Source organism: Streptomyces sp. NPDC017056, from assembly GCF_044332485.1.
Taxonomy (GTDB): Bacteria; Actinomycetota; Actinomycetes; order Streptomycetales; family Streptomycetaceae; genus Streptomyces.
In genome coordinates this window covers 103,219-122,149 of record NZ_JBIRPD010000015.1, presented here as the reverse complement: position 1 = coordinate 122,149, position 18,931 = coordinate 103,219, and the positions used below count along the sequence as shown (strand labels likewise).

General features: G+C 71.4%; 14 protein-coding genes and 1 pseudogene. 7 read left to right on the top strand and 8 right to left on the bottom strand.

Translation table 11 applies throughout. The annotated features are described in order from the left end of the window. Positions 1-14: 14 nt before the first annotated feature. On the bottom strand, positions 15-854 hold the full coding sequence (locus ACH4OW_RS26465) for a SigB/SigF/SigG family RNA polymerase sigma factor (protein WP_360129779.1): 840 nt from the start codon (positions 852-854) through the stop codon (positions 15-17). Positions 855-1,208: 354 nt separating this feature from the next. On the opposite strand from ACH4OW_RS26465, the gene ACH4OW_RS26460 reads away from it, so the two are divergent. Then, entirely contained in the window at positions 1,209-3,308 is a 2,100-nt protein-coding gene (locus tag ACH4OW_RS26460; RefSeq protein ID WP_360129776.1) for a catalase, read from the top strand. Positions 3,309-3,360: 52 nt separating this feature from the next. Here the strand turns inward: ACH4OW_RS26460 and ACH4OW_RS26455 are convergent, their stop codons facing one another. Further along, positions 3,361-4,089 (bottom strand): ANTAR domain-containing protein, encoded by a 729-nt coding sequence (locus ACH4OW_RS26455; RefSeq protein ID WP_398030314.1) that lies wholly within the window; start codon positions 4,087-4,089, stop codon positions 3,361-3,363. A 255-nt stretch (positions 4,090-4,344) separates the two neighbouring features. Continuing rightward, a complete protein-coding gene (locus ACH4OW_RS26450; RefSeq protein ID WP_360129771.1) occupies positions 4,345-4,464 on the bottom strand; it encodes an LPFR motif small protein in 120 nt (39 codons plus the stop codon). A 179-nt stretch (positions 4,465-4,643) separates the two neighbouring features. Here ACH4OW_RS26450 and ACH4OW_RS26445 point away from each other — a divergent pair, with 179 nt between their 5' ends. Continuing rightward, complete coding sequence (locus ACH4OW_RS26445; RefSeq protein WP_398030313.1) at positions 4,644-4,844, top strand: hypothetical protein; 201 nt, start codon at positions 4,644-4,646, stop codon at positions 4,842-4,844. On the opposite strand, the gene ACH4OW_RS26440 is transcribed toward ACH4OW_RS26445, so the two are convergent. The 3 genes from ACH4OW_RS26440 to ACH4OW_RS26430 form a co-directional block, all read right to left on the bottom strand. Continuing rightward, positions 4,808-6,013 carry an amidohydrolase gene (locus tag ACH4OW_RS26440; protein WP_398030312.1) on the bottom strand — a complete coding sequence of 402 codons (1,206 nt, stop codon included), beginning with the start codon at positions 6,011-6,013 and terminating at the stop codon, positions 4,808-4,810. The genes ACH4OW_RS26445 and ACH4OW_RS26440 overlap by 37 nt on opposite strands. Before the next feature lie 535 nt (positions 6,014-6,548). Continuing rightward, positions 6,549-7,676: a Vms1/Ankzf1 family peptidyl-tRNA hydrolase gene (locus tag ACH4OW_RS26435; RefSeq protein ID WP_360129762.1), complete on the bottom strand. Its 1,128-nt coding sequence runs from the start codon at positions 7,674-7,676 to the stop codon at positions 6,549-6,551. A gap of 287 nt (positions 7,677-7,963) precedes the next feature. Beyond that, complete coding sequence (locus ACH4OW_RS26430; RefSeq protein WP_398030311.1) at positions 7,964-9,637, bottom strand: ABC-F family ATP-binding cassette domain-containing protein; 1,674 nt, start codon at positions 9,635-9,637, stop codon at positions 7,964-7,966. Between the two features lie 497 nt (positions 9,638-10,134). On the opposite strand from ACH4OW_RS26430, the gene ACH4OW_RS26425 reads away from it, so the two are divergent. Beyond that, a complete protein-coding gene (locus ACH4OW_RS26425) occupies positions 10,135-11,631 on the top strand; it encodes an amino acid permease (RefSeq protein ID WP_360129756.1) in 1,497 nt (498 codons plus the stop codon). 476 nt (positions 11,632-12,107) lie between these two features. Continuing rightward, on the top strand, positions 12,108-14,399 hold the full coding sequence (locus ACH4OW_RS26420) for a glycosyl hydrolase family 18 protein (RefSeq protein ID WP_398030397.1): 2,292 nt from the start codon (positions 12,108-12,110) through the stop codon (positions 14,397-14,399). A 493-nt stretch (positions 14,400-14,892) separates the two neighbouring features. Here the strand turns inward: ACH4OW_RS26420 and ACH4OW_RS26415 are convergent, their stop codons facing one another. Continuing rightward, entirely contained in the window at positions 14,893-15,813 is a 921-nt protein-coding gene (locus ACH4OW_RS26415; protein WP_398030310.1) for an NADP-dependent oxidoreductase, read from the bottom strand. An 83-nt stretch (positions 15,814-15,896) separates the two neighbouring features. Here ACH4OW_RS26415 and ACH4OW_RS26410 point away from each other — a divergent pair, with 83 nt between their 5' ends. Further along, positions 15,897-16,466: a TetR/AcrR family transcriptional regulator gene (locus ACH4OW_RS26410; protein ID WP_398030309.1), complete on the top strand. Its 570-nt coding sequence runs from the start codon at positions 15,897-15,899 to the stop codon at positions 16,464-16,466. A gap of 283 nt (positions 16,467-16,749) precedes the next feature. On the opposite strand, the gene ACH4OW_RS26405 is transcribed toward ACH4OW_RS26410, so the two are convergent. Beyond that, positions 16,750-17,892: an FAD-dependent monooxygenase gene (locus tag ACH4OW_RS26405; protein WP_398030308.1), complete on the bottom strand. Its 1,143-nt coding sequence runs from the start codon at positions 17,890-17,892 to the stop codon at positions 16,750-16,752. 170 nt (positions 17,893-18,062) lie between these two features. Between ACH4OW_RS26405 and ACH4OW_RS26400 the strand changes: the two genes are divergently transcribed. Next, on the top strand, positions 18,063-18,398 hold the full coding sequence (locus tag ACH4OW_RS26400) for an ArsR/SmtB family transcription factor (RefSeq protein WP_398030307.1): 336 nt from the start codon (positions 18,063-18,065) through the stop codon (positions 18,396-18,398). Further along, a pseudogene (locus ACH4OW_RS26395) lies at positions 18,395-18,866 on the top strand (transposase family protein); the annotation flags it as partial. The gene ACH4OW_RS26400 and the pseudogene ACH4OW_RS26395, both read left to right, overlap by 4 nt. Positions 18,867-18,931: the final 65 nt, after the last annotated feature.

The following is an 18,931-nucleotide window of genomic DNA, read 5'->3' as shown; positions in this document are numbered from 1 at the left end:
GTCTTGTCACCGGCTCATGCCGCAACCGAACTGGCGGGCGCCTCGGGCCCCGTTCCGTCGGCCTCCTCGCGAATGCGCGCGCAGGTCCTCTTGATGAGGCGGCACACATGCATCTGGGACAGCCCCAGTTCCTCGCCGATACGGCTCTGTGTCATATCGCAGAAGAACCGCATGTAAAGGATGCGGCGCTCACGTTCCGGCAGGCCCCGCAGACCGTCCCGCACCGTTTCCCTGGCGAGGACCAGCTCGTACTGCGGTTCCGTGAAACCGATACTGTCACGGAGGGCGAAGTCGTCGTCGGCACCCGGCCGCTCGGCGTCCAGTGAAAGGGTTTTGTAGCTCTCGATGGCTTCCAGGCCGAGGATGACGTCGTCGGCGCAGAGCCGGGTGCGGTCGGCGATCTCGGCGACGGTCGGGAAGCGGTTTTCGCAGGCCGCGGTCAGTTCGCGTACGGCGAGGCGCACGGTATTGCGGAGTTCCTGGACCCGGCGGGGTACGTGTACGCCCCAGGTGCAGTCGCGGAAGTGCCGTTTGACCTCGCCGACGATGGTGGGAATGGCATAGCTCTCGAAAGCGCTGCCGCGCTCGGGGCGGTATCCGCTGATGGCCTTCACCAGGCCGAGTGCCGCGACCTGTTTCAGATCGTCCATGCTTTCGCCCCGGTCACGGAAACGCAGTGCGAGGCGCACCGCCATGGGCAGCCAGGCACGAGTCAGTTCATCGCGCAACCGCTTCTTCTCGGGGCCTTCGGGAAGCTCTGCCAAGCGCGTGAAAACGGCGTTCGTCTCCGCAGCGTCCGGGGTGTCCGGAAAGGCTCGTCGGCGGCGTGACGGAGCCGTGGCGGCTGTGCTCACGGGATCCACTCTCCCAACGGACGCGGGGTCTGGGCGTCGTCACCGAGACGGCGGAAGCACACCGAGCGGACAGCTTCCGACTGTCCGCGCACCCGGTCCCACCAGGCATGCGGCACACGCCCAACGTCTGCACCACTGAGCATAGGACGACCGGCGCGTACCCGCCTGCGGAGGTGTCACGCACGGCTACAGAACGCTTCTGGAAAGGCCCGAAAGGCATGTTTGACCGGGCGGTTTCCCGGTTACCCAGCCCGGCGGAGCGTCGCCGCGGCGTCTGCGGACCGCAGCGCGCGCTAAACGATGTGCGGATGCCTCTGCGGGTTTCGCACAGGGCAGACAAGGAGCGAGAATCCGATGGCCGACCCGAAGCAAGAACAACGAGACCGCTTCCGCGCCGAGGACCCGGCCGCCGGGCCGATGACGACCGACCAGGGTGTGCCGGTCGACCATACGGATGATTCCCTCCAGGCCGGGGAGCGCGGCCCCACGTTGATGGAGGACTTTCACTTCCGGGAGAAGATCACCCGCTTCGATCACGAGCGGATCCCGGAGCGGGTGGTGCACGCGCGCGGCGCGGGTGCGTACGGCTGGTTCCAGCCGTACCGGTCGTGCGCGGAATTCACCAAGGCGGCATTCCTCCAGGACCCGGACGTGAAAACCCCGGTCTTCGTCCGGTTCTCCACGGTGCAGGGCCCGCGCGGCAGTGCGGACACCGTTCGTGACGTGCGTGGTTTCGCGACGAAGTTCTACACCTCGGAGGGCAATTACGACCTGGTCGGCAACAACTTCCCGGTCTTCTTCATCCAGGACGGCATCAAGTTCCCGGACTTCGTGCACGCGGTGAAGCCCGAGCCGCACAACGACATTCCGACGGGCGCCTCCGCGCACGACACCCTGTGGGATTTCGTCTCCCTCCAGCCCGAGACGCTGCACACGATCATGTGGCTGATGTCCGACCGCGCCATTCCGCGCAGTTACCGGATGATGCAGGGCTTCGGCGTGCACACGTTCCGGTTCGTCAACGCGCAGGGTCAAGGGACCTTCGTGAAGTTCCACTGGAAGCCGAAGCTGGGCGTGCACTCGCTGGTGTGGGACGAGGCGCAGGAGGCCCAGGGCCGGGACCCCGACTTCAACCGCCGGGACCTGTGGGACACCATCGAGGCCGGCGCGTACCCCGAGTGGGAGCTGGGCGTACAGCTGGTACCGGAGTCCGAGGAGCACGACTTCGACTTCGACCTGCTGGACGCCACCAAGATCATCCCGGAGGAGCAGGTCCCGGTACAGCCCATCGGCCGGATGGTGCTCGACCGCAACCCCGACAACTTCTTCGCCGAGACCGAGCAGGTCGCCTTCCACACGGCGAACGTCGTGCCGGGCATCGACTTCACCAACGACCCGCTGCTCCAGGCCCGCAACTTCTCCTACCTCGACACCCAGCTGCTCCGCCTCGGCGGCCCGAACTTCGCACAGATCCCGGTGAACCGGCCGGTGGCCCCGGTCCGCAACAACCAGCGCGACGGCTTCCACCAGAACGAGATCCACCGGGGCACCAACTACTTCCCGAACTCGCTCGGCGGCGGCTGCCCCGCCCTGGCCGACCCGGACGACCCGGCCTTCCGGCACTACACCGAGCGAGTGGACGGCCGCAAGATCCGCCGCCGCAGCCCCAGCTTCGACGACCACTACACGCAGACGGCGATGTTCTGGCACAGCATGGCCGGCTGGGAGCAGAAGCACATCGTGGACGCCTTCCGCTTCGAACTGGGCAAGGTCGGCGCGAAGGAGGTCCGCGCCCGCACCGTCGAGCAGCTCTCGTACGTCGACCACGCGCTGGCCGTCGCGGTCGCCGAGGGCATCGGCGTCCCCGCGCCGCAGGAGCGCCCGAACACGCCGCAGCCGACCCCCTCCCCCGCGCTGAGCTTCGAGAACAACCGCGGGGACGGCTCGATCAGCACCCGGCAAGTCGCCGTTCTGGTGTCCGACGGCGTGGACGCCGCCCAGACCATCGCGGTCCGGGACGCGCTGACCGAGCGGGGCGCGATCGTGGAGCTCCTCGCACCGCAGGACGGCACCGTCGACGACAAGGACGGCAGCACGCTGGCCGTGGACCGGGCGCTGCCCACCGTCGCCTCGGTGCTCTACGACGCGGTGCTGCTGCCCCCGGGCGGGCTGGACTCCGGCAACCCGGCCGCCGACGACGCGGCCCTGCGGTTCGTCCGCAGCGCGTACCGGCACGGCAAGCCGATCGGCGCGCTGGGCGTCAGCGTGGACAAGCTGGCCGGCCTGCTGCCGGGCGAACTGCGCACGGCCGGCGAAGGGGACCAGGCGGTCTCCGAGGCGGGCATCGTCACGGACCGGCTGGCGGGCGGCGGAACGGCCCAGGAGTTCACGGGCGCGTTCGCCGACGCGATCGCGGCACACCGGCACTGGAACCGGCCGGCACTGCCCGGCTGAGAGGTGACCTGAGGCGAGGGCGGGCGGCCACACCGTGGCCGCCCGCAGGCCGTCACTGGGCGTGGAGTTCCGTGGGGACGGAGCCGCCGGCGACGTCGGCGGCCAGGTCGGTGAGTTTCTGCTGCCGGGCACGGGCGTGGTTGCGCATCCGGTGGAAGGCTTCGTCGATGCTGATGGCGAGGCGTTCGGACAGGACGCCTTTGGCCTGTTCGATCACCAGGCGGCTGTCCAGCGCGGTCCGCAGCTGTTTGATCAGGTCGGCCTGGCCGCGCAGCTCGTGCCGGTGGCCGAGGGAGGCGGCGGTGGCGTCCGTCAGGGCCTGCGCGATGCGCAGTTCGCGCGCGTCCGGCAGGAGTGCCGTGGTGCTCATCAGGTTGAGGGCGCCGACGGTGGTGGCGGGGGTGCGCAGCGGCACGGCGGCGAGCGCGGCGATGCCGGCGCGGCGTGCGTGGTGGGCGAAGCGGGGCCAGCGCAGCGCAGCGGGGCCGTTCAGCGCGGTGGTGGTCAGGGCGGTACGGGTGCGGGCGGCCTCCAGGCAGGGCCCCTCGTCCAGGTCGATCTGGGCCTCTTCCAGGCGGCGGCAGCGTTCGTCGGACGCGGTGGCGTACTCCACCCGGCCCAGTTCGTCGAGGACGGTGACGCCGGCGCCGGCCACGGGCAGCAGGGTCAGCGCGTGGTCGGTCAGGTCGTGCAGCAGTTCCAGCGGATCGAAGTCGGAGGCGCGGTACACCAGGTCGCGCACCGCTTCGGCGACACACGCTTCTCGTTCGGTGGCAGGCATCGGAGGCCGCCTCTCACACGGCTCCCGCCACCGCGACGATGGGCACGGGGTCCGGGCGCGCGCCCGGCGGTGGGAGGTTGGCCGGCCTCCGGAGGACCGTTGTAGGCCCGCTGACAGGTACTGCGTCCCGCCTCTGTCTGGCCCGTCCGAGGTCCCGCGCCGGCCGGTTCCAAGCGGCCTCGGGCGACCTCACGGTGCCTGGGTGTCACGGTAGCGTGCCCGGCACCGCACCGACAGGCGCGGCGCCGGGCGGTCTCAGCGGGCGGACCGCGAGGCTCCGCCGAAGAGCCGGGCCAGTGCTCTGAACGGCAGGGTGACAACTGCCGCGAGCGTGCTTCCCACGGTCCTGAGCACCTCCGCGATCGCACGGAACATCCCTCGCACCTCCCGGTCTCGGTGGCGCCGCCGACCGGGGCCGGCCGGACGCCCGGCCCCGGTCCGCCGCGAACGGCCGCCCCTGCGGGTAGCCCTTTCCCGGCCCCGGAAACCCGTACGGGCCAACGGGCCGCCGCGGCCCCGGGCATGATCACCGCAGGTCGGGGAACCTGGTGCCCATGGGAAACGAGCGCAAGCACACCGACTCCGCCGCCGACGAAGTGATCAAGGAGTTCGCGGACGCCGAGCTGGACGTCACGGACGACGAGGACGAGGACGAGCGGGTCGGCAAGGAGGGCGACACCTTCTCCACCAATCTGGAGGAGCAGCAGAACGCCGCGGGTCACCCGAGGGGTGAGCCGGCCGACGAAGGCCGGTAGGCGCGTGCCCGGTGCGCGTCCGTGACCCGGCGGCGTTCGTCCGGGTCGGCGGCCAGGTCGGCGGCGGTGCGGGCCAGCGCGAGGGCGGCGTCCAGCACCGCGCGGTCGGCGGCCTCGCCGAGCGCCGCCTCGGCGAATTCGAGCGTGTGCGGCCGGGCCGCGCAGCCCAGGCCGATGGTGGGGTGGATGGCGGGCAGGGCGTGGCTGACATTGCCCATGTCGGTGGAGGCCCCGATGGAGGCGGCTTCCGGCGTACGGCCGAGTGCCCGCACGTGGCGCGCGTAGGTGTCGCCGAGCCACGGGTCCTGGCGCAGGTCGGCGTAGGCGGCGGACGGCTCGCTCAGCGTCAGTTCGCAGCCGGTGGCCACGGCGCCCGCTTCGAAGCAGGCCCGCACCCGGGGCCACAGCGACTCCAGTTCGCCGAGCGTGCCGGCGCGCAGCTGCCACCTCAGCACGGTCCGGGCCGGGATGATGTTGGTGCGGTCACCGCCGTGCGTGACGATGCCGTGCATCCGTACGCCGTCCGGGAGTTGCTGGCGCAGCAGGGCCAGTGCGGTCTGCGCGACGACGCAGGCGTCGGCGGCGTTGCGGCCGTCGTGCGGGGCCATGGCCGCGTGCGCCGCGCGGCCCCGGTACTCCGCCTCGACGCCGCGGGAAGCCATGGACGTGCCGCCGAAGTCGTCCGACGGGCCGGGGTGGACCATCATCGCGCACGACACGTCGTCGAAGGCGCCCGCCCGCAGCATGAGAATCTTGCCGCCGCCGCTCTCCTCGGCGGGCGTGCCCAGCGCCTTCACGCGCAGTCCGAGGTCGTCGGCGACGGCCGCCAGGGCGATGGCGGCGCCCGCGCCCGCGGCGGCGATCAGGTGGTGCCCGCAGGCGTGCCCGAGGTCGGGCAGCGCGTCGTACTCCAGGCACAGCCCCACGGTCAGGTCCGCGTCGGCGGGCCCGGCGGTCGCGGTGAACGCGGTCGGCAGCCCGGCCGTACCGCGCTCCACCTCCAGGCCCGTGTCTGCCAGCAGCGCGGTGACGGCGTCCGCCGCGTGGTGTTCGTCGAAGGCCGTCTCCGGGTGCGCGTGCAGGTCGCGGGCGAGCAGCAGCAACCGCTCGCGGACGGCGTCGAGCCGGGCGCGGAGGGCGGCGTCGGATGCGGGGGCGGTACGGGCCACGGTGACCTCCCGGTCGGTACGCGCACGGCGCGGGCCGCCGCGGCGAGCGGCGGAACGGCGTGCGTCACGAGGGCTCCGCCGGTGTCCGCCTGTGCCATCCTCTTTCCGCTTGCGTCCGCCGCGCTACGGGTGACACGGAACGCGCGTCGTGGGGCAGACGCTCTGTGTCGCCCGCCGTGCGCCCGATTTCCGCGACCGGGCGCGGAACGTGCGCCCTGTCCGGCCCGCACGCCTTTTCCTAGCCTGCGAGCGTGGGCCACAGGAGGATGAGCGAAAGGAAGGTCGAGATTGACGTGACGGTCTTCGAGAAGGCCGGACCCAAGCCGGTCGCGGCGCCTTCACCCGTTCTTCGGGGCGCCGTCTGACCGGCTCGGCCTTGGCTGCCGGGGCGGCCCGAGCCCGATGGCCCGCCCCGGCGGAAGGAGCGCGCGGCCGCCCGGGGCCGCCCGGGGCGCCGGCGCACGCACTCACACGGCGGGCCGCGCGACGACTCGTCATCGGTGTGTCGTCACGCGGCCCGCCGGGGTGGGGTGCTTCAGCGCTGGGTCGGCTCGCTCCAGCGGAGGATCGCGCCCAGACCGCCGGTCGGTGCCTCGGAGGGGTCGCGTACGACGACGGCTTCCGCTCCGGTCGCGGCGGCCGAGCGCAGCAGGGCGTCGTCCGCGCGGGCGGCCGAAGGGTGCACCTCGCCCAGGTACTGCAGTTCGGAGTTGCGCACCGCCAGCTGGTCGGGTCCCGGGCCCACCCAGACCTCACGGCCGGCGTCGGCGCCACCGGGGCCGATGATCAGCGTGTCGATACGGTGCTCGCGCGCCGCCTCGACGAGGGCCGGCACACCGGTCGCGGCGTACGCGGGGTCCGTGCCGCCCACTCCGGCGCCCGCCCGGAAGCGGTCCAGGACGTCCGCGACGAGGTCGCGTTCGTGCACGGCGCGGATATGGGCGATGTCGCGTTCCAGGGCGGTGCTGTCCGACCCGGCAGCGCGGCCGCCGTGGTCGGTCTCGTAGGCCACGGCGCGCAGTTGTTCGGGGAGCTTGTCGTGTACCGAGCGGCGCTCGCGGGGGTCGCCCGCCAGGAGCATGAGCTTGGCGCCGCAGCTCTGGAATACCCGCTGCGCGGCCTCGGCGATCTCGCCCGCGTTCTGCTCCCACGTGTTCTCGACCGCGGTCTGGAAGTGCCGTTCGGACCAGTCCGCCGTCGCGGTCCGGTGGATCGGCCAGTCCAGACCCTCGACCGAGCCCGCTTCCTCGCCGCCGTGGTCGCTGTGCAGCTCGAAGTTGGCTCCCATCCGGTCCACGTACACGACGAGGCAGCGGGAGTCGTCCGCGGCGGACTCGGCCCACGGGGTGATCCGGGGCAGCGGCGACCAGGCCGCGAACGGCCTCGCGGGCCGCCCGGCCAGCGGCGCGTCCAGGACGACCTCGCCGTCCGTGGCGAACACCGCCCGCCCGGAGTCCCCGTTGGCGCGGTGGCCGGCCAGTGCTTCACGCACGGCGTCGCAGGTGGCCTGGTCGGCGCCCTGCTCCGCGAGCTGCCTGGCCGCCGCGCGCGCCGCCAGTTCCTGCTGTTTGGCCGCGTCCTCGGTGTCGTGCGAGACATCGGCGTACACGGATGCCCAGGGGCCCGGCCGGTCGATGATCGGTTGAAGGAGCGAGAGGTGCATGGCGCTTCCTCCTCGAAAGTCGCGGATCGCCGGCTGACGGTCGTGACAGCCTTGACGGTTGTGTCCTGACGGTGTGCTGGGTGCCCGTTTTTCAGCGGATACAACGTGTGTGGTCGTTGTGTCCCCTGAGGGCACCACCCGCACCGTCCGTCGTTCCGTCCTCTTCGCCCCCTGCCCGCTCGCCGGGCCGTCATGTCACCGGGCCACCGGGTGGTTGCCCCTTCACCCTTTCCTCGCGGGCTTCCCCTCCACTCTCGGTCCTCGGGTCCAGGGGCGCACCCGGAGGCTCAGCGGGCCTTCGCGACGCGCTCCCGTACCGCCCGGCCGCCGTCCAGTTCCAGCCGGCGCCCGCCGAAGCCGCTGCGGAACCGGCGGTCGTGGGAGACCACGACCACCGCGCCGCGGTACGCCGCCAGCGCCTCTTCCAGTTCCTCCACCAGGGCGAGGGAGACGTGGTTGGTCGGTTCGTCGAGGACGAGCAGGTCGGCGGCGCGTGTCACCAGGCGTGCCAGCTCCAGCCTGCGCCGCTGGCCCACGGAGAGGGCCGCCACGGGCACCGCCAGGTCCGCCTCCCGGAACAGGCCGAGGGACAGCAGGCCGGGCGCGTGCTCCTCGGGCGGGCCCGGCAGTCCGGCGGCGAAGGCCGCCAGCAGCGACTTCCGGGGCGGCGCGGCGGACAGTTCCTGCGCCAGGTAACCGGTACGGGCCGGCCGGCGCACCGTGCCCCGGTCGGGCGCCAGGTCCCCGGCCAGCACCCGCAGCAGCGTGGTCTTGCCGGCGCCGTTGGGGCCGGTGACCAGCAGGCGTTCGCCCGCCGCGACGGTCAGACCGGCGATCCGCAGCCGGTCGCCGACGGCGATGTCCGTCAGCTCGGCGAGGGGCCGCCGCGGCCCGGCGCCGCCCGGCGGGCCTTGCGGGGCCGCCGCGCCTGCACCTTCGGCCTCCTCGCCGGGCGTGTCCGCCGCTGTCGCCAGTCCGGCGGTGAAGCGCAGCGGTACGGGTGGCGGCGGCACCGGGCTGCTCCGCAGCCGCTCCAGCCGCTGCCTGGCCGCTCTGACCTGGCCGGACAGCTTCGCCTCATGGGACCGGCGGTGCTTGCCGAACCCTTCGCGCGGGTCCTTTCCGGTACCGGCGAGCCGGCGTCCCGCCGAGGCCGCCAGCCCGGCGGTCCTGGCGACCTCCGCCAGCCACTCGTCGTGCTCCTGCGCCCAGCGGCGGCGGGCCGCGGCCTTCGCCGTGCGGTAGCCGTCCCAGCCGTCGCCGTAGCGCGTGACGGTCCGCAGGTCGCGGTCGACTTCGAGGACGACGGAGGTGACCGCTTCGAGGAACACCCGGTCGTGGGTGACGACGACCACCGTGCCGCGGTGCGCTTTCAGGTACGCCTCCAGCCAGGCGGTGGCCTGCCTGTCGAGGTGGTTCGTCGGCTCGTCCAGCAGCAGCAGTTCCGGCGCGGCGGCGAGTACGCAGGCCAGCGACAGCCGCGACTGCTCGCCACCCGAGAGCGAGCCGAGCACCCGGTCGCGGGTGAGGTGGGACAGGCCGAGGCCGTGCAGGGCCGCGTCGACGCGCGCGTCGGCCTGGTAGCCGCCGCGCTCCTCGAAGGCGGTCAACAGCTCGCCGTACGCGTCGAGTTCGTCCGGGGTGGCGGTGGCCAGCGCGGCTTCCGCCGCCCGCATGCGGGCTTCGAGGCCGCGCAGGTCGGCGAGGGCGGCGTCCACGGCGTCCTGGACGGTGCCGCGCGGGTCGAGGTCCGGGAGCTGGCCGAGGTAGCCCGTACCGCCGGGAAAGGACACGGTGATCTCCCCCGTGTCCGGTTTCTCGGCACCGGCCAGCAGCCGGAGCAGCGTGGACTTGCCGGAGCCGTTCTCCCCGATGACGCCGGCCTTGTCGCCGGGGCGCACGGTCAGCGACACCTGCTCCAGCACGGCGCGGTCGCCGTAGGCGCGGGATACGTCCTTCATGGTCAATTGGGCGCGATGGCGCACGGGAAATCCCCTGGGTACGTCATGGCCGCACCGCGCGTCGGCGCGGGGGCCGGATTCCGAAAAGGCCGGGAGGCAGCGCGGCGGTGTACGCGGCTGCGGGGAGAAGGTGACCGCGGCAAGCGCGCGTCGGCTCGGCGGATCACACCGCCCGGACGGGCGGCGCCGCCGGTCGCGCGGCGGGACGGCGCGTCGTCAGCCGTCCGCGGCCACGCCCGGACTCACAGAAAGTAGTACCAGGAAGCCATGTGCCCCACTGTAGCCGAGGGCCGCTCCGGGCGCGCGGAAATACTCCCGCAATACCACCGCGGCCGGCCGCTGCGGCGGGCCTCCGGAGTAATGCGCCACGCCCCCGCGGTCCCAGTATTTGAGATGCCGGGGCGTTACGTTGCGAGGACGCGGACGCCTGACGGACACTCCGACCGGGAACGCGTACAACCGTTTCCTCACCCCTGAGAGAGTTCGGAATACCCACCGTGAGTCTGCTGCGCAAAAAGCCTCTGGAGCGAGCCATCAAGGAGGCTCGCGGAGAAGGCGAACAACGCCTTCGCCGGGACCTTTCCGCTCTGGACCTGACCATCCTCGGGGTCGGTGTCATTCTCGGCACCGGAATCTTCGTCCTCACCGGCACGGTCGCCAAGAACATGGCCGGGCCCGCCGTGGCACTCTCTTTCGTCGTCGCGGCGGCGGTCTGCGCGTGCGCCGCACTGTGTTACGCCGAATTCGCCTCCTCGGTACCGGTCGCGGGCTCCGCGTACTCCTACTCGTACACGGCACTCGGCGAATTGCCGGCCTGGATCATCGGCTGGGCGCTGAGCCTGGAACTGACGCTGGCCACCGCGGTGGTGGCGGTCGGCTGGTCCGGCTACCTGCAATCGATGCTCAACGGCATCGGCCTGCACCTGCCCGCCGCGCTGAGCGGGGGCGACGACGCCGTACTGAACCTGCCGGCGGCGCTGCTGGTGCTCGTGCTGGGCGCGGTGCTCGTCGTCGGCGGCAAGCTGTCCAAGGGCGTCACCAACGTGCTGGTCGGCATCAAGTTCGCGATCGTGCTGCTGGTGATCATCGCGGGGGCCTTCTTCGTCGACACCGCGAATTACCACCCCTTCGTGCCCGAGGCGCAGCACACCGCGCGGGTTTCCGGCCTGGAGGCCCCGCTGTTGCAGATGCTGACCGGCATCACGCCGACGGCATTCGGCGTCGCCGGCATTCTGAGCGCCGCCGCGATGGTTTTCTTCGCCTACATCGGTTTCGACATGGTGGCGACCTCGGCGGAGGAGACCCGCAAGCCGCAGCGCGACCTGCCCATCGGCATCATCGCCTCGCTGATCGTCGTGACCGTGCTCTATGTCGCGGTGTGCCTGGTGGTCACCGGTATGCAGCACTATTCCGAACTGTCGGTGAAGGCCCCGCTGGCCGACGCCTTCACCGCCAAGGGGCACCCCTTCTTCGCGACCGTCATCAGCGTCGGCGCGGTGGTCGGCCTCGCCGCGGTGAGCCTGATCTGCTTCCGGTCGCAGAGCCGCGTGGTCTTCGCGATGGCCCGCGACGGGCTCCTCCCGAAGGCGCTGTACAAGGTGGACCCGAAGCACGGCACCCCGAAGATCAACCTGGTGGTGCTGGCCGTCATCATGGCCGGGCTGGCGGCGTTCCTGAAGTTCGACCTGCTCGCCGAAATGGTCAACATCGGCACCCTGTTCGCGTTCGCCTCGGTCTCGGCGAGCGTGCTGATCCTGCGGCGCACCGCCCCCGACCTGCCCCGCGCGTTCCGCACCCCGTGGGTCCCGTTCATCCCGCTGGTCTCGCTGCTGTGCTGCCTGTACCTGATGCTCAACCTCCAGGTCATCACCTGGGTCGGGTTCCTGGTCTGGCTCGCGGCGGGCCTCGCGCTGTACTTCGGTTACGGCCGGCGGCACAGCAAGATCGGCGCGGGGGCGACGGAGCCGGCGGAGCAGGCCCAAGCGGCCGAATAGGCGGCGCGCCCGGACGTGGGCATATCCCGCTCACCGTCCGGGCCTCCCGCACCGACCGAACGATTATCGCGTAAGTAATTCATTACGGGAATGCCGTTGCCACAAGCGCCGCATTCCCCTCCAATCTCCGGGCAGCTTGTCCGATTGCCCACCCAATAGCAGCCTCGGCGCAATCGGCGGCTTCGAGCCGTACGAGAAAAGCACTTTCCATGCCAGGCGGCCACGAGGCGTTGCACGAATGCCCGCGGCACCACCACCCCGCCGGGCGGCGCCGCGATCAGGGCGGTGCGGGCGTAAGGCACCGCGCGGACCCCAACTGCCGCTCCCTTCACACCCGTTGACGGCTTGGTCCAGACCATTTATGGTGCGACTGCCGTCCGGCACCCGGCCACCCGGCGCCCGTCCCCCTGGCGCACGGCCGGGTATGCGCACTTCGGTTCTCACACCCTGTACCACTCACACTCACAGGGGTGCCCATGAAAGACCGGCGCAGATTCCGGAGCAGAGCCGCGGCCCTGCTCACCACCCTGATCCTGTCCGTGGCCGCCGTGCTGAGCGGCCCGGCGGCGGCTCCCGCCCAGGCTGCGGGGACCCTCACCGCCATGTTCGCCAGCCAGGAGAACGGCTCCTGGTGGAAAGGCACTTACGTCGTCCGCAACGGCGGTTCCACCGCCGTCACCGGCTGGAGCCTGGAGTTCGACCTGCCGGCCGGTGTCACCATCAGCGGACACTACAACGGCGACGCCACCGTCAACGGCCGCCACGTGACGGTCAAGAACGCCCACTACAACGCGACCGTACCGGCCGGCGGCAGCACCGAACCGTTCAGCTACTGGTTCATCGCCAACGGCCCCGTCGGCAACCCGACGTCCTGCACCGTCAACGGGGACAAGTGTGACGGCAGCCCGGACGTGCCGCCGTCCGCGCCCGGCACTCCCCAGGTCACCGCCACCACCGCGCGCAGCGTCTCGCTGAGCTGGCCGGCCGCCGCCCAGGGCGACTACCCGGTCACCTCCTACGAGGTGCTCGGCGAGGGCCGCCCGGTCGCCACCTCCACCGGCACCACGGCGACCGTCACCGGCCTGACCCCGGCCACCCGCTACACGTTCACCGTCCGGGCCAAGGACCGGCGCGGCAACGCCGGGCCGCCGAGCGCGCCGGTGACCGCGAGCACCGTGGACCCGGCGAGCGACCCGGTGCCGCCGACCGCGCCCGGCGGTCTGCGCCGTACCGCGACCACCTCCTCCAGCGTCTCCCTGGCCTGGGACAAGGCCACCGACAACGTCGGCGTGGTCGCGTACGACGTCTACCGGGGCGCCGACCTGGCCACCACCGTTCCCGGCGGCACCACCGCCGCCACGGTCGCCGGCCTGACGCCCGCGACCTCGTACACCTTCACCGTCAAGGCCCGCGACGCAGCCGAGAACGCCTCGCCCGCCTCCAACGCCCTGACCGTCACCACGGACGACGTGGCCGGGCCCGGCAAGTACCTGAAGGTCGGCTACTTCGCGCAGTGGGGCATCTACGGCCGCCAGTACTTCGTCAAGAACCTGGACACCTCGGGCGCCGCGGCCAAGCTGGACGTCGTCAACTACGCCTTCGCCAACGTCGATCCGAAGAACCTCACCTGTCTGGCGGGGGTGACCAAGGGCGTCTCGGGCAATCCGCAGGACCCGGACGAGGGCACCGGCGCGGGTGACGCGGACGCCGACTACGGGCGCGCGTTCCCCGCCGCGCAGTCGGTGGACGGCGTCGCCGACGACGGCTGGGGCAAGCTGCGCGGCAACCTCAACCAGCTCAAGAAGCTCAAGGCGAAGCACCCGCACCTGAAGGTGGTGATGTCGCTCGGCGGCTGGACGTACTCGAAGTTCTTCTCCGACGCGGCGGCCACCGACGCCTCCCGCAAGAAGTTCGCCGCCTCCTGCATCGACGTGTGGATCAAGGGCAACCTGCCCGCCTACAACGGCGCGGGCGGCCCGGGAACGGGCGCGGGCATCTTCGACGGGATCGACCTGGACTGGGAGTGGCCCGGCGCCGAGGGCCACCCGGGCAACCACTACAGCCCGGACGACAAGGCCAACCTCGCGCTGCTGATCAAGGAGTTCCGCCGGCAGCTCGACGCGCTGGGCGGCGAGCACAAGCTGCTGACCGCGTTCACCCCCGCCGACCCCGTCAAGATCCAGCAGGGCTGGGACCTGTCCACGATCTTCGAGTCGCTGGACTACGCCAACGTACAGGGCTACGACTTCCACGGCTCGGGCAGCGACAACTCCTGGGAGCCCAAACGCACCGGCCACCAGGCCAACCTCTACCGCGACACCCAGGACCCGTACGACTTCCACTTCAGCGTCGAGAACGCCGTCAAGGCGTACCTGGACGCGGGGGTCAGCCCGCGCAAAATCACCATCGGCTTCCCGTTCTACGGCCGCGGCTGGAAGACCGTCGCGGACGGCGGGGCGCACGGCGAGTGGCAGTCGGCGGACGGCGCCGCCCCCGGCCAGTTCCCGGAGGAGGCGGGCATCCGGGGCTACCAGAACATGCTGAGCAACGTCCCCAACATGACCGTCTATCACGACGAACAGTCCATCTCGACGTACGGGTACACCGGCGCGAACGGCCAGTGGTGGTCCTTCGACGACACCTGGTCGATCGGAAAGAAGACGGACTGGGTCAAGGCGAAGGGGCTGCTGGGGGCCATGGTCTGGGAAATGTCCGGTGACACGCCAACGGGCACCCTGATGAAGGCCATCGACAGCGGGCTGCCCTAGAGGTACTGCCCCGCCCTTCGGACGAGGCCCGCCCGCCGGCGGGCGGGCCTCGTCCGGCAGTGCGCCTTTTCCAACCTCACGCTGACGCGTGGTGAAGGGCAGGGCCGCCGGCGCCCTGGTAAGCCTTGTCGGCCCAGCACTTGAGGCCGGCGTGGGTGAGTGCGTCGAGCTGGGCGCAGGTGTCACCGCACCGCAGAGGGGCCTGGGCGAGGAGGGCCTGACCAGAAGCTTCGTCGCTTCGTAGATCCGTCCAACCCTCGGGCAGCGCCGTCAGGTTGGAATCGGCTCATTGGCAGCCGACCGGCGCCGTCCTTGGGAGAAACCCAGCCCTCCGGACAGGCTCACTCCCGCCCGCGTCCGCCGCGACTTCCGGCACATCCGCCCACAGGCCGCCTGCCCGGCCAGAGCTCCGAAACCCCGCCCTACAGGTTAAAGATCAAGCTAGGGCTTGTTGCGAAGTGGATCCTGGGCGCCGAGTCCGCCTCGTGCCGGTTCACAGGGCGATCACGATTTTGCCGTGCACGTGCCTCTCGGCCTGCGTCGTCACGGCTTCGCGGATCTGCTCGACCGGGAAGGTCGCCGCGATCGGAACCGTGATCTCGCCGGCATGGACCGCGTCGGCGATCCGTTTCAGGGCGTCCGGACCCGCGTCGAGGGCGCCCACCTTGCGGACACCAGGCGGCGGGGCGGGGCCGTCGGCCACGACGGAGACCCGCTCGGGTGCCACGCCGAGCTTGAGGGCGGTCTCGGCCGCCTCCCGTCCGAACAGGTCGGTGGCGGCGGTGATCCCCTCGGGCGCCAGGGCCCGCACCCGGTCCGCCAGCCCGGGGCCGTACGCCACGGGTTCGGCGCCGAGCCCGCGCAGGAATCCGAACGTCCCCTCGGAGGCGGTGCCGAGCACCCGGGCTCCCGCCAGCTTCGCCAGCTGCACGGCGAAGATGCCCACGCCACCCGCCGCCCCACCGATCAGGACGGTGTCCCCGGCGCGGAGTTCGATCGCGGCGAGCGCGGCGCAGGCCGTCAGGCCGGCCACCGGAAGTGTGGCCGCCACCTCGTCACTGATGCCGTCCGGGGTGGGCCACAGGTCCGCGGCGGGGGTCTTGACCAGCACGAAATCGGCGACGGACCGGCCAATCGCCGCCCCGTACACCCGGTCGCCGGCCGCGAATCCGGTGGCTTCGGCGCCCACTTCGTCCACCACTCCGGCGAAGTCGCTGCCGAACCCGGCCGGCAGTGAGATACCGAACCGCGCCGCCATGTCGGGCTGGGTGGTGATCTGCCAGTCCATCGGATTCAGCCCGGCGGCCGTGACCCGGACGCGCACCTCGTCGGGTGCGGCGTGCGGCTCGGGTATCTCCAGCAGTTCGAGCACTTCGGGACCGCCGAAGCGCCGGTAGCGGACAGCTTTACTCATCGGTGACCTCTCCTGGCCAGTGATGGGACTTGGTCTCATCGACCGTACACCAGTGACGGGACAAAGTCCCGTACACTGTTTCCATGGCTCGCTGGCAACCCGACGCACCAGGACGACTCGCCGCCGCTGCCCTCGACCTCTTCGAGGAACAGGGCTACGAGAACACGACCGTGATCGAGATCGCGGAGCGCGCGGGGCTCACCAAGAGCACGTTCTTCCGGCACTTCCCGGACAAGCGCGAGGTGCTCTTCGGCAGGGGCACGGTGGCCGGTCTGCTCGTCGAAGGGATCGCCTCGGCGCCGGCGGAGTCCGGGCCGCTCGACACGGTGGCGGAGGCCCTCGATGCGCTCGGCCGGACGTTCTTCACCGCCGACCGCCGCGAGTTCAGCCGCCGGCGCCAGGCCGTGCTGAACGCCCATACGGAACTGCGTGAACGCGAGGCCCTGAAAAGGATCGACCTCACCGCCTCGATGATCGAGGCCCTCCACCGCCGCGGAGTCCCGAGCCTGACCGCGCGTGTGGCCGCGCACCTGGGCGCGCTCGCCTGGGAGATCGCCTACGACCAGTGGATCGGCACCGACAACAGTGAGGGCTTCGGCCCGCTGGCACGACAGGCACTCGCCGACGTATGCGCGGCCGCAGCCGTGCGCTAGTCGTTGCCGGCCATGACGTTGGTGACGCCCCGCGCGTTGACCTTCGAGTTGGTTGAAGCTCAATGAGCCCCTTCAGGGCGGCCATGGCTTGCTCGCCGAGGCAACGGATCCGGGCGTGGGTGCTGTTGTGCCGACGTTAACGGTGGGTGAGGCCGCCGGCAGCCGGCCTGCCGCGTCGGTAATGGCCTGCCACGCCGGGCTCGTCGGGCATGGCGGCGCCGAGCCGGTTGGGAGCTACCGCGGAGCTGCGCACCGACCGGTGACCGGTCGGTGCGGGCCCGGTCTACCGGTTCGCGGCTTCGCGAGAGGCGATCCGGTTCGTGCGACCGACCGCGCGGCCCACCGTGTTGCGCACCGCGAGGCCCGGCCGGGTGCGGGGCACCATGAGCCTGGAGAGCAGGCCGACGCGTCGCTGCCGCGGGCCTACCTCGCGGCGCAGCCGCGACTCGTAGGCGGCGAAGGCGCGGGCGTGGTCACCGGGGTGGGCGGCGAGCTCTTCCGCGAGGGCGTACGCGCCCGTCATCGCCATGCTGGACCCGTCGCCCAGCAGGGCTGTCGCCGCCGCCGCGTCCCCGAGCAGTACGACCCGTCCGCGGGACCACGAGGGCACCCGGACGGTGGTCAGGGGGTCGAAGAACGGAGCCGGGTGGTCGAGGAACGCCGCCACGAGTTCCGGTGCCCGCCACCGCACGTCGGCGTAGGCGTCGGCCACGGTCTGCTTGTGAAGGGCGATGTTCTTGCGGTCGTGGGGCGCCGGCTGTGCGGCCCGGAAGGTGAAGATCGCGAGCGGGGTGGTCCGCGAGGGGTGGAGGACCAGCATCCGGTTCGGCACGGTCAGCATCGTCATCTCGGTCGGGTCCTCGATGGCGTCGGGTTCCAGCGGGACGGTCGCGCCGTACAGGCCCAGGTCGCTCGCGAACTGCCGCTCGGGGCCGAAGACCAGGCGCCGTACGGTGGAGTGCATCCCGTCGGCACCGACTACCAAGTCGAAGCGCCGTGGCGCGGACCGCCGGAAGGTGACGTCCACCCCGCCTGCGTCCTGGTCGAGAGCGGTGACCGTGTCGTCGAACAAGAACTCGGCCTCGGTCTGCGCCGATTGGTGGAGCACCTCGGACAGGTCGGCTCGGGTCACCTCGACCGTCGGCGCCTGGTCCGAGGCGAGCGGGAGGTGCAGGATTCGCCTGCCGTCGGGGTCGAGCAGGGTCAGCGACCGATTGCGGGTGGCGAGTTCGCGGAGCTGGGGGAGGATGCCCATGCGCTCGGCGACCGGGATCGCGGGCCCCTTCACGACGATCGCGCTGCCACCGGAGCGCAGCTGCCGGACGTGTTCGACGACCGTGGGCCGGTATCCCTTCCGGGAGAGCCAGTAGGCGAGTGCGGGCCCTGCGATTCCGGCACCGACTATCAGCACCTCGGGCTTCTTCATGACGATGACCTCTCGGAGTGTCGATGACCAGGTTCCCGGTGGGTGCCGGCCCTGGTCTCAGGGGGGCGGCGGCACAGGGCAGCGCAACCCGGGCAGGTACGAAAGATTTCGTACCTCAGTGGAGCACGTCCTTCAGGTACGATGCAAGTCGTACTTGAAGGAGGTGCGGCGTGGCCGGGAGGAACCTGGTCGGCCCGGAGGCCGATGCGCTCGATCTGGGTGCGGTGTTTCGCGCCCTCGCCGACGAGCACCGCCGTTCGGTGATGACGGAGTTGGCCGCCGACCGCAGCGACAGCGAGCGGGGCTGCAACTCGTTCGATCTTCCGATCTCGAAGCAGACCCAGACCCACCACTTCCGGGTCCTGCGCGAGGCAGGTCTTATTGACGAGATCGACTACGGCAACCGCAAGGGCATCCGACTACGACGCGCGGACCTCGACAAGAGATTCCCCGGGCTGCTCACGCTCCTGGGCGCAGAGTCCCCGGGCGGTACTGCTCCTCGCTGAGCACAGCCGAGCGCACCGGAGGGGAGTCCGAGTCGGCTGAGTTGACCGCACGTCGTCTTGCGCAAGGGACGCGATGGCGCCGGCTGGCCGCCGGACGGCAGGCGCTGCTCGTACCGGCTCATCTGCGATGCGGCCATACCTACGCCCAGCTCGCCGCCGGGTTCGGTGTGGGCACCACCACCGCCTACCGGGTACATCGCCGAGGCCGTCGACATCCTGGCCGCTCTGGCGCCAACCCTCACCGAGGCGGTGAGGACAGCCACCGGCAAGGCGTTCGTGATCGTCGACGGCACGCTGCTGCCGATCGACCGGATCGCCGACCCGGCAGGACGGCTGCTGCGGGCCTCGCCCGCGCTGCCGGGATTTTTCCACGACATCAAGGCCGCGCGAACCCACGGCATCATCGGTGCCCTGGCGGGGGCCGGGGTGGCTTGCTGGGCCGACAAGGGCTACCGGGGCGCCGCCGGGGGCTCAGTCTGAAATCCGTGACGCCGGCAAAAAGCCGACGGGCCCGGCCGGCGAGTTCACGCGCA